This is a genomic window from Trichlorobacter sp. (assembly GCF_030247655.1).
In the GTDB taxonomy this organism is placed as follows: domain Bacteria; phylum Desulfobacterota; class Desulfuromonadia; order Geobacterales; family Pseudopelobacteraceae; genus Trichlorobacter.
The window spans coordinates 1-15,697 of sequence record NZ_JAOTRZ010000020.1; the positions used below are offsets into that span (position 1 = coordinate 1).

General features: G+C 51.3%; 19 protein-coding genes. 3 read left to right on the forward strand and 16 right to left on the reverse strand.

Annotated elements, in window-relative coordinates; all coding sequences use genetic code 11:
* The 7 genes from OEL57_RS03175 to iorA form a co-directional block, all read right to left on the reverse strand.
* Positions 1–292 (reverse strand): branched-chain amino acid ABC transporter permease (locus OEL57_RS03175; protein WP_300736964.1); only part of this gene is annotated, 292 nt, incomplete at its 3' end.
* Between the two features lie 104 nt (positions 293–396).
* Complete coding sequence (locus OEL57_RS03180) at positions 397–1,536, reverse strand: ABC transporter substrate-binding protein (protein WP_300736967.1); 1,140 nt, start codon at positions 1,534–1,536, stop codon at positions 397–399.
* 13 nt (positions 1,537–1,549) lie between these two features.
* Positions 1,550–2,698, reverse strand: a complete 1,149-nt coding sequence (locus OEL57_RS03185; protein WP_300736970.1) for an ABC transporter substrate-binding protein — start codon at positions 2,696–2,698, stop codon at positions 1,550–1,552.
* A gap of 17 nt (positions 2,699–2,715) precedes the next feature.
* Complete coding sequence (locus tag OEL57_RS03190) at positions 2,716–3,147, reverse strand: ACT domain-containing protein (RefSeq protein WP_300736972.1); 432 nt, start codon at positions 3,145–3,147, stop codon at positions 2,716–2,718.
* Between the two features lie 10 nt (positions 3,148–3,157).
* Positions 3,158–4,465, reverse strand: a complete 1,308-nt coding sequence (locus OEL57_RS03195) for a phenylacetate--CoA ligase family protein (protein WP_300736975.1) — start codon at positions 4,463–4,465, stop codon at positions 3,158–3,160.
* Positions 4,466–4,595: 130 nt separating this feature from the next.
* Entirely contained in the window at positions 4,596–5,174 is a 579-nt protein-coding gene (locus OEL57_RS03200; protein ID WP_300736978.1) for an indolepyruvate oxidoreductase subunit beta, read from the reverse strand.
* Positions 5,174–6,949, reverse strand: a complete 1,776-nt coding sequence (gene iorA / locus OEL57_RS03205; protein ID WP_300736981.1) for an indolepyruvate ferredoxin oxidoreductase subunit alpha — start codon at positions 6,947–6,949, stop codon at positions 5,174–5,176. The genes OEL57_RS03200 and iorA overlap by 1 nt, the downstream gene beginning before the upstream one ends.
* Positions 6,950–7,166: 217 nt before the next feature.
* On the opposite strand from iorA, the gene OEL57_RS03210 reads away from it, so the two are divergent.
* Genes OEL57_RS03210 through OEL57_RS03220 form a run of 3 tightly spaced genes read left to right on the forward strand, consistent with a single transcriptional unit; the run spans position 7,167 to position 9,590 of the window.
* Positions 7,167–7,838, forward strand: a complete 672-nt coding sequence (locus OEL57_RS03210; RefSeq protein WP_300736985.1) for an ATP-binding cassette domain-containing protein — start codon at positions 7,167–7,169, stop codon at positions 7,836–7,838.
* Positions 7,835–8,791: an MlaD family protein gene (locus OEL57_RS03215; protein WP_300736987.1), complete on the forward strand. Its 957-nt coding sequence runs from the start codon at positions 7,835–7,837 to the stop codon at positions 8,789–8,791. Before OEL57_RS03210 ends, OEL57_RS03215 begins: the two co-directional genes overlap by 4 nt.
* Entirely contained in the window at positions 8,784–9,590 is an 807-nt protein-coding gene (locus OEL57_RS03220; RefSeq protein WP_300736990.1) for a tetratricopeptide repeat protein, read from the forward strand. Before OEL57_RS03215 ends, OEL57_RS03220 begins: the two co-directional genes overlap by 8 nt.
* A gap of 7 nt (positions 9,591–9,597) precedes the next feature.
* On the opposite strand, the gene OEL57_RS03225 is transcribed toward OEL57_RS03220, so the two are convergent.
* From OEL57_RS03225 to queD, 9 genes are all read right to left on the reverse strand, one after another.
* Complete coding sequence (locus OEL57_RS03225) at positions 9,598–10,836, reverse strand: EAL and HDOD domain-containing protein (protein WP_300736992.1); 1,239 nt, start codon at positions 10,834–10,836, stop codon at positions 9,598–9,600.
* 83 nt (positions 10,837–10,919) lie between these two features.
* Entirely contained in the window at positions 10,920–11,834 is a 915-nt protein-coding gene (locus OEL57_RS03230; protein ID WP_300736995.1) for an exopolyphosphatase, read from the reverse strand.
* Between the two features lie 2 nt (positions 11,835–11,836).
* Positions 11,837–12,118 carry an HU family DNA-binding protein gene (locus OEL57_RS03235; protein ID WP_012469905.1) on the reverse strand — a complete coding sequence of 94 codons (282 nt, stop codon included), beginning with the start codon at positions 12,116–12,118 and terminating at the stop codon, positions 11,837–11,839.
* A gap of 52 nt (positions 12,119–12,170) precedes the next feature.
* Positions 12,171–12,707: a class I SAM-dependent RNA methyltransferase gene (locus OEL57_RS03240; protein ID WP_300737015.1), complete on the reverse strand. Its 537-nt coding sequence runs from the start codon at positions 12,705–12,707 to the stop codon at positions 12,171–12,173.
* The gene (locus OEL57_RS03245) at positions 12,701–13,480 is read right to left on the reverse strand and encodes a class I SAM-dependent RNA methyltransferase (RefSeq protein ID WP_300737016.1); all 780 of its coding nucleotides are present in this window, start codon (positions 13,478–13,480) and stop codon (positions 12,701–12,703) included. Before OEL57_RS03245 ends, OEL57_RS03240 begins: the two co-directional genes overlap by 7 nt.
* Complete coding sequence (locus tag OEL57_RS03250; RefSeq protein ID WP_300737017.1) at positions 13,477–13,869, reverse strand: hypothetical protein; 393 nt, start codon at positions 13,867–13,869, stop codon at positions 13,477–13,479. Before OEL57_RS03250 ends, OEL57_RS03245 begins: the two co-directional genes overlap by 4 nt.
* Positions 13,862–14,587 (reverse strand): creatininase family protein, encoded by a 726-nt coding sequence (locus tag OEL57_RS03255; protein WP_300737018.1) that lies wholly within the window; start codon positions 14,585–14,587, stop codon positions 13,862–13,864. The genes OEL57_RS03250 and OEL57_RS03255 overlap by 8 nt, the downstream gene beginning before the upstream one ends.
* Positions 14,587–15,333, reverse strand: a complete 747-nt coding sequence (locus OEL57_RS03260) for a 7-carboxy-7-deazaguanine synthase QueE (RefSeq protein WP_300737020.1) — start codon at positions 15,331–15,333, stop codon at positions 14,587–14,589. The genes OEL57_RS03255 and OEL57_RS03260 overlap by 1 nt, the downstream gene beginning before the upstream one ends.
* Positions 15,326–15,694 (reverse strand): 6-carboxytetrahydropterin synthase QueD, encoded by a 369-nt coding sequence (queD, locus tag OEL57_RS03265; RefSeq protein ID WP_300737022.1) that lies wholly within the window; start codon positions 15,692–15,694, stop codon positions 15,326–15,328. The genes OEL57_RS03260 and queD overlap by 8 nt, the downstream gene beginning before the upstream one ends.
* Positions 15,695–15,697: the final 3 nt, after the last annotated feature.

The following is a 15,697-nucleotide window of genomic DNA, read 5'->3' on the forward strand; positions in this document are numbered from 1 at the left end:
AGCTAATAGGGGATGCCTTGCGCAACGGGCGGATAGCCAACCGTTCAAAGAGCAGGCCAACCATGGTGGCCAGAAGAACAGCCAGCGGAATCGCTGCCCAAAGCGGAAGTTTTAATGTTTCCATCAGAAAAAGGGTCAGCATCCCACCCAGCATGACAAACTCGCCCTGTGCAAAGTTGATAATGCCGGTGGCATTGTAGATAATGGAAAAACCTATCCCGATCAGGGCATAGATAGCCCCGGTGGAAAGCCCTGACAACAGATATTGCAGTAATTGATTACCTAATTCCATGGATGCTGTTTACCAACCCTTTACAGACGTAAAGACAGGCATACTGAAGTGCCTGTCTTTACGGTAGTGTGTCTATAACTCATACCGACAGAAAAAGACTGGTTCTATTTTGCAATCACCCAATCTTTGTTCTTGATTTCAACCATAATAAAGGCATCTTTATTCAGGCCAGCATGATCCCCTGCTGAAAAGTTAAAGGTACCACCAATACCATGAAAATCCTTGATATTTTCCAAGGCAGAACGAATTCCTTCAGTGGTTGCCCCGCCCTTTTCAATGGCAGCCTTGATCAGCATCACACCATCCCAGGCATGGCCGCCAAAGTGGTCACCTTCAACCTTGTAATGATTCTGATAGTCCTTGACATAGGCCATCAGCGAACCTTTTTGAGGATCATTCTTGGGCAGTACATCAGAAACAATCACCTTGCCGGATGGTAGCTTGACACCCTCTGCTGCATCACCAGCCAGAGCAATGAACTTCTTGGAGGAGACACCATGGCTCATGTAGAGCGGCAGTTTGAGTCCAAGTTGTTTGGCGTTTTTGGCAATCACTGCCGGACCAGGGTTGGTACCCCAGACAATCAGCACCTGAGCCTGTGAACCGCGGATCTTGGTCAACTGCGAGGTCATGTCCGTGTCTTTAGGACCATAGGTGTCATCCACCACAACCTGCATGCCATACTTACCAGCCAGAGATTTTAACTGCTCCCGACCAGAAGCGCCAAAACCATCAGAGACCGTCAGAATAGCAACCTTGTTTTGCTTATGCTTTTGCAGGTATTCATAAATCTTTGCCACTGCCAATCCGTCATTCTGGGCAGTCTTGAAGACATAGCGTTTAACCGGGTCCGTAATCTTGCTACCGGCGGCACAGGAGATCAACGGTACCTTTTCTCTTTCAGCCACCGGAATCACAGCCATACTCTCACCCGTGGTACTGGGGCCGACAATGGCAACAACCTTGTCATCCTTGATCAGCTTGGTTGCCATCTGAACCGCCTTGGTGGCGTCACCGGCAGTATCATACACCACCAGTTCCAGTTTTTGTCCTTTGATGCCGCCTGCCTTGTTAATGCTATCCACCACCATTTTAGCGGTGTTACGCTCAGGTTCTCCCAAAAAAGCAGGAGGACCGGTCACTGAAAAGAGACCGCCAATCTTGATGGTACCGGCAGCAAACGAAAGTGACGCAGTAAGAAGCAGCAGTGCTGCAGTTGTCAGAGTTGTTAATCGAAAAGCCATGCAAGTATCTCCTTTATTTCAGTATGGCCCAATCGCCTTTATGAATCTTCACCATCTCAAATGCTGACAGGTCCAGGCCATTGTGATCCGTGGCAGACATGGTAAAGACACCGGAAACGCTGACCAGTTTTTTTGTCTGCTCCAGACCGTCACGAATCTGGGCAGGAGTTGCTCCCTTGGTCTTGATCGCATTGGTTACCAACAGGAACGCGTCGTAGGCATAGCCGCCAAAAGTAGACGCTTCAACACCATGGGCCTTTTTGTAGGCAGCATCATACTCTCTCAGCAGCTTTTGTTGCGGATCATTTTTAGGCAGCGCATCATACACAGCAAGCTTTCCTGCAGGCAGCATGATCCCTTCAGCTGCTGCCGGACTGGCCAGTTCAATGTACTTCTTGGAGGCAACACCATGACTCATATAGACCGGTATTTTGATCCCCAGCTGTTTGATATTTTTGGTGATAATGGCAGGGCCGGGGTTGGTTCCCCAGCAGATGATTGCATCAGCCTTACTGGAACGAATCTTGGTCAGCTGCGGGGTCATATCAGTGTCTTTGGGGCCATAGGTTTCATCAGCAACAATAGTAAAACCTTTTTGCGCAGCAGAGACCTTCAGCTGTTCACGACCTGATGCACCAAACCCGTCAGTAACCGTGAGAATAGCCAGATTCTTTTGTTTTACCCTGGCAGCATACTGCAGAATCTTTTCCACTGCCACATGGTCATTGGCTGGAGTTTTAAAAGTAAACTTGCGATCCTTGGCAGGCTCGGTAATCTTGATGCCGGCAGCGCAGGAGATCAGCGGAATCTTCTCTTTCTCGGTCAGAGCCAGCACTGCCATGGATTCACCGGTGGTGCTGGGGCCGATGATGGCAACCACCTTGTCATTCTTGATCAGCTTGGTGGCCAGTTGCACCGCCTTGGTGGCGTCACCGGCAGTATCATAGATCACTGCCTCCAGTTTCTGGCCGTTGATGCCACCCTTGGCATTCAGATCCGCCACCAGCATCTCCAGAGTTTTCTTTTCCGGCTCACCCAGGAATGATGCCGGACCGGTCACGCTGAACAGACCGCCGATCTTGATCGTACCGGCTGCCAACGACATTGTTGCGCTGCAGAGCAGCAGTGCTGCCATACTACAGACCATCACCAGTTTTTTCATGCTCTCCCCCTGTTAAACTACATTGAATAGAGTCGCTCACCTGCAAGGATATTAAAGTTGTTGGCTGTCAGTGTTGCAATCGCCTTGTCGGTCTCATCAAAGCGAAAGATGATCACCGCATTACCGCCACAACGTTCCACAAAGGCGTACATGTATTCCACATTGGTGTTGTCCCGATCAAGGGCCTGCAGAATGATGGACAGGCCACCGGGCTGATCCGGCACCTCAACCGCCACCACTTCGGTTTTGGAGACCGTAAAACCTTTATCTTTCAGCACTGCCTTGGCCTTTTCAACCTCATTCACAATCAGGCGTAGAATCCCGAAGTCAGAGGTATCAGCCAGAGACAGTGCGCGGATGTTGATGCCTGCCTCGCCCAGGATACGGGTGATCTCAGCCAGACGGCCTGATTTGTTTTCTATAAAGATTGAGATCTGTTCAACTTTCATGGCAAACCTCCTAGAGTTTTCTGTTGTCCTTAACCCGCTGCGCCTTGCCTTCACTGCGCTGAATGGTTTTGGGCTCCACCAGCTTGACCGTACAGGTAACCCCCAGCATATCCTTGATCTCTTTCTCAATCTGACGGGAAAGGGTCTGCAATACCTTGATCTCGTCGGAGAAGATCCCTTCGTTGACCTCTACCTGCACCTCAAGGGTATCCAGATTATCCTTGCGATCAACAATCAGCAGATAGTGCGGTTCAACACCTTCCACACGAACCAGAATTGACTCAATCTGGGACGGGAAGACATTCACGCCACGGATGATCAGCATGTCGTCAGAACGACCGCTCATCCGGGCGATCCGGCCATGACTACGGCCGCAGGCGCAGGGGGCGTAACTGATGCTGGTGATATCGCGGGTACGGTAACGAATCAGCGGAATCCCCTGCTTGGTGATGGTGGTGATAACCAGCTCACCCTTTTCCCCTTCAGCAACCAGCTGGCCGGTCTCAGGGTTGATGATCTCCGGGAGGAAATGATCTTCCCAGATATGCAGGCCATGCTTTTCCTCGATGCACTCAATCGCTACACCTGGCCCCATGATCTCTGATAAACCGTAGATATCAATCGCATCCAGACCAAGATTGGCCTCAATTTCACCCCGCATTGCCTCAGACCAGGGCTCTGCGCCAAAGATACCGACCCGCAACTTTGAAGACTTGATATCCACCCCTTCTGCAGCAGCCTCTTCAGCCAGATACAGTGAATAAGACGGGGTACAGGTCAACACGGTAGAACCAAAATCCTGCATGATCATGATCTGGCGTTTGGTATTGCCGCCGGAGATCGGAATAACCGACGCTCCGAGCTTTTCAGCGCCGTAATGGGCTCCCAGACCACCGGTAAACAGGCCATATCCATAAGCATTGTGGATGATATCACCCTTATGGGCACCGGCTGCCATAAAAGAACGGGCCATCAGTTCAGACCAGATCTCAATATCCTTCTGGGTGTAGCCCACCACCGTCGGTTTGCCGGTGGTGCCGGACGAGGCATGAATCCTGACAATCTCATCCATGGAGGCTGCAAACAGGCCATAGGGATAGGAGTCACGCATATTCTGCTTCGTGGTAAAAGGCAGACGCTGCAGGTCAGCCAGACTCTTGATATCTTCAGGCTTGATACCGACAGCATCAAAGGACTGCTTATAAAACGGTACGTTAGCATATACTCGTGCAACCGTTGACTGAAGACGTTTCAGCTGTAACGCCTCCAGAGCTGCGCGGGGTAGCGTTTCAAACTCTTCGTTAAAATAGTTGGCCATAGAAAAACTCCAAAACAAAAACTAAAATTCATTAACGCAGAGAAAACAAGGGAAATCAAAAGGGGTAAAACTATTGTATATCTCTGCGTCTTTGCATCTCTCTTTTAAACTCTGCGTTATAAGCTTTAAATTACAATTCCCGGCCCATGGCAAAGGCCTTCAGGTTGATCTCCAGCGCCTTCTTGGGCACCATCTTCTCTAACGCCTGCTGCCAGACCGCATCAGCAATCTGCAAGCGCTTGGAAACCGCACCCAGCATCACCGTATTGGCTGCCCGTACATCACCAGCTCGCAGAGCCAGCCCTTGACCATCAACCAGCAGAAAATCAGGGAACGTGGCTTTTATTTTTTCAGGTAATGCTTGAGGGTAGACAGCCTGCCCCAGCAGTACTGAAGGTGGGGCGATCTTGTAATCATTAGCCACCACCGTAGCGCCCGGCTTGAGCAGCGAAAGATAACGATAGGTCTCCAACAGCTCAAAGCCGAACAGAATATCCCCCTGCCCTTCCGGCACCACCGGTGAAAAGACCTCTTTGCCAAAACGGACATGGGAGACCACGCTGCCGCCCCGCTGGGACATGCCATGAATCTCGCTCTTCTTGACATCAAAACCTGCCAGCATGAACGCCTCGGACAGAATCTCAGAGGCCAGCAGAATCCCCTGCCCGCCTACTCCAACCAGAAGGATGTTCGTGATTGCGGTATCCATTACTTTCTCCCCCCGATGGCGTTGAATTTACAGAGCTGCTGACAGACCGTACAACCGGTGCAGAGCTGCGGGTCAATAAAGGCCTTGCCTTTATTACCATCAGGATTTGGTTTCCACTCAATGGCAGGACAACCGATCCGCAAACAGGCCTTACAGCCGGTACACTTGCCCTGATCCACCTCAAGAACCTTGCCTTTTTCAAAACGATCAGCCCCCTTGATCAGGCAACAGGGACGATTGGTAATGATAACTGATGGTTCTGGGCGATTCATCTCTTCTTCAATGGCCAGTCTGGTGGCATCCAGATCATAGGGATCAACCACACGGACATGCTTGATTCCCAGCACCCGGCAGAGTTCCGGGATATTGACCATTGAAGTCTCATCACCTGAAAGGGTGAAACCAGAGGCCGGGTTTTCCTGACGACCGGTCATGGCAGTAATCCGGTTATCCAGAATGATTACGGTGGCTGGAGCCTTGTTCCAGGCCATCTCCATCAAGCTGTTGATGCCGGTGTGCAGGAAGGTGGAATCACCAATCACCGCCACAACCCGCTTCTGCTCTTCAGGAGGCAACGCCCGCACCATACCGGAGGCCATGCTGATGGAGGCTCCCATGCAGACACAGGTATCCATGGCATTCAGAGGGGGCATAAAGCCCAGGGTATAGCAGCCGATATCACCGGTCACATAGGCGTTGGCACGGTTCAGCTGATAGAAAACACCACGGTGGGGACAGCCGGGACACATGTTGGGCGGACGTGGCGGTACAGGTTCAATAGCAATGGCTTCTGATGCAGCAACCTTGATAATACCGGCCTTGTCAAAGGCAGCTTGAATCCGGCCAGGAGACAGTTCACCACATAGCGTAGTCAGCTCCTTGCCCTGGCAGGCAATTCCCATGGCCTTGACCTGATCCTCAATAAACGGATCAAGTTCCTCAACCACAAACAGCTGAGCAACCTTGGAGGCAAATTCCTGAATCAGCTTGGCTGGCAACGGCCAGACCATGCCCAGCTTCAACACGCTGGCGTCGGGCAGTGCCTCGCGCACATACTGGTACGTTACCCCGGCACAGATTACGCCGATCTCGCTGGAATGAAGCTCCATCCGGTTAATCGCAGCAGAGTCTCCATACTCTGACAACTTGACCGTGCGTTCTTCAACCATTGGATGGCGAACTCTAGCATTGCCGGGCAGCATTACCAGCTTGGGTGCATCTTTTACCAGCTTGGGCGCAGGCAGGCCACTCACCCGCTCACCCAACTCCACCAATGATTTACCGTGGGAGATGCGGGTGCAGCTGCGCAGCATCACCGGTGTATCAAACTGCTCAGACAGCTCAAAGGCCAGACGGGTAAAGGCCAGACACTCCTGAGAATCAGCAGGCTCCAGCATCGGCACCTTGGCAAAACGGGCGTAGTTGCGACTGTCCTGTTCATCCTGGGATGAGTGCATCTCCGGATCGTCGGCAGCAACCAGCACCAGACCACCCTTGACACCGGTGTAGGAGGCGGTAAACAGCGGGTCGGCAGCCACATTGACACCGACATGCTTCATACAGGCCAGGGCACGGGCACCGCCAAAGCTGGCGCCGATCGCCACCTCAAGGGCCACCTTTTCATTCGGTGCCCAGGAGGCGTTGATTTCTTTGTAATTAATGACATTTTCAAGGATTTCAGTGGAAGGGGTACCGGGATAGGCGCTGGCCACCAGGCAACCAGCCTCATAGGCACCCCGTGCAAAGGCCTCGTTGCCGGACAGAATTTCTTTCATAGGGAGTCATCTCGCTTTGCAACCGTTAAATAGAATTAAAGGGGTAATTTATACACGCTGAAACACTGTATTGTCAATTCGTTTACTCTTGTTTCATATCCTCAAATGGGCGAATCTTCACGCTTTGTGAAGAGAGTAAGTTTGTGGTATGTAGTCAATACAGCCATTGTATCATCAAGACCTCTCAACACGTTTCACAAGGAGCCTGATTCTTGTTATGTCTGTTTATATTGAACTGAGAGATCTAACTGTTCCAGGGGTTGTCAATCACCTCAACCTAAGCCTTAAGCAGGGTGAAATAGCCCTGTTCAAGACACATGGTGAGCAGGAAACCAAACAACTGCTTAAAGTTGTTATCGGTGAATGCATGCCTGAGTCTGGATCGGTACTTCTCGACGATTACCCCTTAGACCTGCTTGATAGCGAACACCTGTTAAGGATCAGAAAGACCGTAGCAACCGTCACCGCACAGGCAGGGCTGATCTCCAATCTGAAGGTTTGGGAAAACATCACTCTGCCTCTGTTGTACCACCATGGCTCAGTACCAGAAGAAGCTGTAGAAAAAGCTTTGCAGCTCCTTGAAAAGCTCGGCTATAAAGGTAATATCTGGGCATTACCCGCCCATCTCAGTTATGCAGAGCGAATAATGGCCGCTTTTGTCCGGGCTGCTATTTCTTCACCACGTCTGATAGTGTATGCTGAGTGCCTTGACGACCTGCCCAGACAGCATCGGGAAATTTTACTGAGTCAGGCCATTGAACTGCAAAGACAGCCCGATGCCCCGGCAGCACTGTTCATCATTACTGGCGATATCCAGCTACCGTTGCTGGAGCCGGATATCACCTGTGACCTGCGCTATAATCCGCCACATATTACGAGGCTGACATGATCACGCAACAAGACCCCAGATTTAAAAACCTTGAACGAAAGATAGGGTTATTTACCTTACTTGCTCTTGCTGGTGTAGCTCTGGTGATTCTGTTAGTGGGGATACAAAAAGACCTTTTCAGTCCCAAATACACCCTTAATGTAACGGTGGACCGTGGCACCGGTTTTACCAAAGGGATGCCGGTCAAGCTCTCCGGTTTTAGAATCGGACGGATTACTGACATGGCCTTGAATGAACAGGCCATGGTCGAAATTAATCTTGAAATAGCAAAGAAATACAGTAAATGGATTCGCAGCGATTCAACCGTCAAACTGGTCAAGGAGGGGCTGGTAGGTGACAGCATCGTAGAAGTATCAGTAGGCTCTCTGGATAAGCCCGAACTTAAGCCTGACGAGTCAATCACCTATCTAAAGACCAAGGGTCTGGATGAGCTGGCAGATGAAATAGCTGAAAAAGTAAAACCGGTATTGAATGAAGTGCGGGATATTATCGGCTATGTCAATGACCCCAAAGGTGATCTGAAAAAGACCATCCGTAATCTGGAGCTGTTGACCCGTCATATTGAAACCACCCGCAGTAATGCTGACACCCTGCTGGTAAGCACCACCCGCAATCTTGAGGCGATCAGTAACCGGACGACGACACTGCTGGATACCACCACCCGCAAGATTGACAGCCTGGATGTAGCCAAGCTGAATACAACACTTGATAAATTGCCAGCACTGTTGGAGAAGACCGACGCTGCCATGGTCAATGTAACCGCCATTTCAGCAGAAACAAAAAAACTGTCGCAACAGGCATTCCCTCTGATCCCCGGTGTTTTATCCCGTACAGAAGAGCTCTTGTTCAGTACGGATAGATTGGTGAACAGCCTGAACAGCTCCTGGCTGCTGGGAGGCAGTTCAGCCCCTGTTCCAGCCCGGTCTTTCACGGCAGGTGACAGCCATGACTAGCACACTTTTAAAATTCGTCTTGTTTGTAGCTGTCTGTAACCTGTTAAACGGTTGTGCCGGCAACAAGGCAACCCAACTGAGAGAACATGAACGCAGGATTACTGATCTCAATGAACGAGCTCTGGACAGTGCTGCAAAAGGTTATGATACTGATGCCCGGAAACTGCTGCAGGAGGCGCTACAACGTTCCTTGGCACAGGATGATCGTAATGGTGTCAGCTTGACCTTGTTAAACCAGAGCAGGCTTGCCCGTCATAGCGGTAACCTGCAGTTGGCTTCGCAACTGGTGGAACAGGCCCTTGTCAGTGCAACCGGAACCATACAGTATGCCGATGCTGCCCAGGAAAAGGCATTGCAGGAGTTAGCGGGCAATCGTCTTGCAGAAGCTGGTCGCTGGGCCGAGATAGCCCGAACATCAGAACAGAGTAGCCTTCTGGGCCGTCGCCTGAATCTGCTGGCGCGGATCGCCTTGTTAAAAAAGGAGAACAGCGAAGCAACCCTTCTGGCTGAACAGGCCTTGGCAGCCAACAAGCATGATGGTATGGAGTTGGAGCGGGCAAACTCGCTGCGGATGCTGGGAACCATAAGAATGCAGGCAGGGCAGCTTGATGAGGCAGAAGAATTGCTGCAAGAGGCACTGAGCCTTGACAAGCAACAGGCAGCATCCGCAAAAATTGCAGCAGATCTTGAAGCACTGTCAGAACTGGCTGGATTAAAGGGTGATAAGAGCCTGCAGCAGGGCTATTTGCAGCGGGCTAGGACCGTAAGGGAAAATAAAGGGGCAGTACCAAAGCAGTAACAGCAGATCAGGTCAGACTGTTGCGCCAGCTGTAGGCCTTTTTCTGACATGCAAGAACCAGATCAGGAGCAACCCCCAACCGCCCCAGGCATTGCTCTGCCTCTTCAAACTCAAGCTGCTCAATCATTTCAGCCAGACAAAGCATGGTGCCCAGATCGCCCTCGTGGGCTATCATGGCACCAACAAGGTCATCTGACAAATTCAGACTTTTACGCATATCATCTGCACCGATCTCAAAGACATCCTTCAGCACCGATAACGTTCCCAGCATAAAACACTCATCAGGTTGGGCATAGCGCAGCAGGCGCGTCTTGCTCAATTCAAGCCGGGCCATTTCTTCCATAAAAGCAGCCCGCACCGCTGCCATATCCAGAAGCGGATTGTGTATCCCCAGACCACCATCATCGGCAAAGATGGCCAGTTGCACCCATCGTTTCAGGTGTTGCAACCCGACTTGAGTGATGGCATGACGCACGGTACGGATCTTTTCACGGGTGGCAAACGAAACAGAGTTGACCAAAAGAAGCAGTTTGTAGGTCAGGGCCGGATCCTGCTTAAAGGTATGCTCGATTTCATTGATGTCAGCATCACGGGAAAGCTGCTGCATCAACTGAAAAAAAGTGCTGGTAGAATTGGTTAAACGGGTCTTCTTGACCAACGAGGGGCGGGCAAAAAAGTAGCCCTGAAACAGCTCAAATCCCATCTTTCGGCAACGCAGATAGACATGACGGCTATCAACCTTCTCTGCCAACATCCTAACCGGATACTGTTTAAAAAGCTCAACTTCCCGGTATTGATCCTCTAGGGGAGTAGTAAGCATATCTACTTTGATGATATCAACTAATCCGTCATATAACGCCTCATACTGCTCGCCATACCGATGATCATCAAGAACCAGCTGATAGCCTTTATCTTTAAGATTTTTGCAGCGCTCAATAATAGCTGGAGTAATGGCAATATCTTCAAGCAGCTCAAGACCAATCATACCTGCAGGCAACAATTCTATGGCATCACTCAACAACATCTCGGCATCGACATTGACGTAGCCATGATGCTCTCCCAATACCTCGCTGACACCAAAACTGGAGATAATATCCACCATAACGCGGGAGCTTGCCTGAACCGGACAATCAATGGTAGCCGAGGCAATGGATTTTGGTGAGCGGAACAGCAACTCATAGCCGACAACCTCTTCAAGGCCGTTCAAAATCGGTTGTCTACCCATCAGATGGCTATGAATATCCACAAAACCCCCAAAAATCAATCTGGTTGCAACGCGGAATAAAGTATACCACCTGTTTGGCGTTTGTCATGTCTGTTTTTGTCTGGCTAAACCTGGTCTGATACGACCAGACCTTCAAGCAGACCGTAATCACTGACTTTCATGGAGGTAAAGCCAAAACGCTTGAGGGTTAAAAGGGTAATCAGGCTACCGGCAATAATCAGATCTTCACGACCTTTTTCCAGACCGGCAATTGAAAGACGTTGTTCAGGGGATAAGGGCGCCAGCAGGTCATAGATGCGCTGTATTTCCTGCTGTTCCAGAATACTGTTGTTTACCTTGCGGTAATCATATTCTGTCATTTCAAGAGAAATTGCTGCCAATGTGGTGGCAGTACCGGCAGTACCCACCAGCTGGATATTGGGAGAAAATGTAATCTGCGCCTGTGCCATCTGCTGCTGTAGACTGTCCAGTTCACGTCCAATTTTATCAGCCATGGCTGCAGGATCAGGTTTACCTTCAGTCAGTCGCACAACCCCCAGAGGCAGACTATGAACAAAAAGAGGGCAAGTGCCCCGAGCAATAGTATACTCGGTACTCCCCCCCCCTACATCAAACAGCAGCACCTGTTCCGGCTGTTGGTCAAGACCAGCCAGTACACCGGCCAGTGTTACATGGCCTTCTGTCAGGCCATCAATTACACCTAGCCGGATACCGGTTTCCTGGGTCATCTGTTCTACAAACGCCGGACCATTAACCGCATCCCGAACCGCACTGGTTGCCACGGCCCGCACCGTGTCTGCCCCATGCTTGCGAATTGTTTCAGCAAACTGGTGCAGACAGGTCCGGGCGCGCTGCATGGCATCCTCAGCCAGTCCGGTTTCGCGGCTGAAGCCGCCTCCCAGACGAACAATGGTCCGCTGCAGGGCCACCTGTTCAAACTGACCATCATCAAACAGATCGGCAATCAGAAGCCGGGCGGTGTTAGTTCCGAAATCAATGGCTGCAATACGACGAGACATGCTTACTCGCCGTCCAGGATACGCTCCTTCAGCTCTTTACCAACCTTAAAGAACGGTAGTTTCTTTGGTTTTACTTCAATAGGTTCACCGGTTTTTGGGTTACGACCGGTATAGGCGCCGTACTCCTTAACCACAAAGCTCCCCAGACCGCGGATCTCAATCCGCTCACCAGCGGTCATCGCCTCGCTCATGGAGTTAAAGATCATGTTGACCACCTCTTCAGCCCGCTTGTGAGAGATCTCGCGTTGGAGTGCAAAGGTTTCGATCAGTTCAGACTTGTTCATGGTACGCTCCTTGTTGTGCAGATTCGCTATAAAAAAACAGCTTATTCTAGGTTCAGGTCAATAAGGCCACTGTTTCCAGATGGGCGGTCTGAGGAAACATATCCAGTGGTGTTGCTTCAATCAGCCGGTAACCAGCAACACCGCACAGGTGGGCCAGGTCACGGGCCAGGGTTGCAGGATCACAGGAGACATAGACGATTCGCTGTGCCCCAAGCTGGCCAAGTTCACGGGCAATACCAGCTGCTCCAGCCCTTGGCGGGTCCAGCAACACCAGATCAAACAGGGCATGTTGAGCAATCAGGTGACGCAGCTCTTTTGAAGCGTCGTTACATCTGAAAGTGCTATTGTTTACACGAAGTTGTCGGGCATTGTCAACTGCCGATGCAATCGAAGGGGCAAACCCTTCAATCCCCAGCAGTTCCTGCACCGCACCGGACAACGGCAGCGAGAGGTTACCGTTACCACAGTACAGATCCAGCATACGCTGATTTGCAGCAGGTTGGGCATAGTTACAGACCAGCTCGACCATACTCTGGTTTTGCAGACGATTGACCTGAGAAAACCCGCCAATTTCATAGCCAATCAGCATGGTATGCGCCGACAAATCACAGCTCGGCACACCTGATAGGTCAGATGACCAGAACCAAAGACCGGCTGAAGCGCTTCTTTTTTATCAATCTGTAAAAAAAGCCCGCAGAGCCCCAACTGTTCCTGATGCTGCAAAAACAGTTGCTTCAAACGCTGCAGGTCGCCACCGGTATATTGTATAACAGCCACCACCCCTGCCAGCCCCTCTTCAAGACTGATCTGTGGCAGACGGTCGAGATCCGGCAGCAACTGAATAACCTGACGCAGTTTCAGCATGGCAGCATTAATGGGTGACGTGCAGATTGGACAACCTTGAGGCAGATCAATCACAAAATGTGACCCACGCCGGTAAAAGCCAACCGCCAGACCCACCGGTGACACATGCAGCTTGAACTGTGCCCGGGCACGATAGCCGTAGGGCTGTTCAGCTGCTGCAGTCTTTGCGACGTTCGGGGTTACAAGACGGGCCACCCGTTGCAGGGTTTCGCTCAGGATCTGTTGCTTGGCATCAGCTTGCGCCTGGTAGCTGATATGTTGCCAATCACAACCACCGCACTGCCCAAAGACAGGACAGCGGGGTTCAACCCGTTGCGGTGATGCCTCCAGCAAATCAACCAGCTCAGCCTCGCAGTAGGAGCGATGTTCCCGTGTCACCCGTACCTTCAACCGATCTCCTGGTGCGGAAAACGGCACAAAGCAGACCTTGCCATCAATCCTGCCCACACCGTTGCCCCCCAGGGCCAGCCGCTCAATGACCAGTTCTTTGGTACTCATAACAGACAAGGGATCCCACGATTACTCTTTTTGCAACGTCTTTGAAATTCAGTATGAATAAAGCGTGAAGGAAACTGTTGACTGCCAAGAAACGGCAACAGGTGGCGATCAAACCGTTCCAGCAGATCCTGACGCACTGTTTCCTGCTCATCAGCATGTACCGCCATTTTTTCCAGATGACGTACAAAAAGTACCTCTCCCCCCAGAAGACGGCGGGCATCTGCTTCAGTTACCTGATCAGAAAACAGCCCCATTTCAAGCGGAACCAGACAACTAACCTCCAGGCAGACCTGCCAGTAGCCACCATAGTAATGACGGGATACATCCGCCACAGTTACCTGCAGGCCATTAGGGAGGTTGTTTTCACGCAGGAACGACTGTTCAGACATACCGACCCTCTTCCAGCGCCTTAACCAGTTCTACCACCTTACAGGCCACCAGCTGTTCTATCCTTAATCCTTTGTCCGCAGTTGCCTTGGATGGATCACCCCAGACCCCGCCGGGCCAGTAGCGGCGCTTGTCCCGCACCAGAATACCGATGGGAAAGGTTGGATACTCTTCAGGGGCTGTGCCCTGTAGCAACTGGGGGTGACTGTGCATGATGCGGGAGGTTTCTATCTCGCCGGCATGGGCATCACCTGAGGTTTCAATGATCCCTCTGCCTTCATCTTTGGCCAGTTCATATTCCGTGACTACCGCTATCCGCAGCTCAGACAGCTCATCCAGCAGCTCTTCGCCGGCATCCTGTAGCGCCAGACGATGGGCACCACCGGCATGGCCGGTCAAAACGACCACGTTCCGCATGCCTTGTCGGTAAAAGGAACGCACCAGATCTTTGAGCAGACAGCGCAAGGTAGTTGTGGAGATGGAAACCGTGCCGGGATGACAATTGGTGGAACGGCAGTTACCATAAGGGATTGGGGGTGCAACAAAGAGCGGAATCAGTTCAGCTGCCCGCTTGCCCACCTGATAGGCCTGAATGGTATCAGTGGACAGCGGCAGGTGGGGACCATGCTCTTCCAGCGCTCCAAAGGGGATATAGACCGTTTTACAGCCGGTAGCCAGGGCTGCCTCCACCTGGGGCATAGTCATCTCTTCCAGCAGCATCAGGCCACCTCAAGAAAACGATGCATCTGGGGTAGCACCCGCACCTCATACAGTTTTTTTGCCGCAACAGCCTGAAAATACATCAGCCGCTCCGGGATTACGGCAACCCGACCGTCCCGACCGGTAACCGGCTGGATAATAAACGGAATTTCATCATCAACCTCTGCAACCAGTTTACAGGCCTGCAGCAGCTCCTGCTCAGTGGTCAGCTCCCCCACAATCACCTTGACTGAAACCTCACGTTCCCGTGCTATCTCAAGAAACTGCTTGTGTTCCTGCCACATCTCCGGGGTTGCAGCCGAAGTTGGCAGTTTAATATCCATACTGATGAAATCAAGATGCTCAATCAACTGTGGCAATGCTTCCGGCAGAGTGCCATTGGTTTCCAGGTGAATCGGCAGCAGAATGTTCAACTCAGGCAGCCAGCGGGCCAGCAAATCAGCATGCAGCATCGGTTCACCACCGGTGATGCTGATGGAATGGTGAGCACCAGGTAACTGTTTACACCAGCGGGAAATAATCCCGATCAGGATTTCAAGGCTGACAGGCTGGGCAAGCTCCTGAAACTGTCCGCTACCCGGTGCGGTTTCCACGCTGCAGACCGCAGGGGCTTCAATTTTGGTATCACAAAAAGCGCAGTCAAGGTTGCAGCCGGGAAAACGGACAAAAATCTGGCGATAGCCAGCCAGCTCTCCCTCCCCTTGCAGGGATGAAAATATCTCTATAAGCGGAACCGAACTATTCATAATATTCGGCACAGGCGTTGTCAGATTCCCAGACCCCGATCCGGTCTACTTTGACATTGCCGTTGTTCAAACGGGTTGAAAGCTGATGGTAGAGATAGCGGGAGATGTTCTCGGAGGAAGGTGAGATATCCTGAAAAAAATGATGTTGATTAACGTATTTATGATCCAGCTCATCCAGTAGAGCATTGGTTTCACGTTTCAGCACCTTGAAATCAATAGCCAGGCCAGCCTGATCCAGTTCAGTAGCCGTTACGGTCACCTCCACCTTCCAGTTATGGCCATGCAGATTTTCACAATCACCCTGGTAATTGATCAGGTTATGGGCAGCGGCAAAGCCGGTCTTGATGGTTAGGCGATACATAGC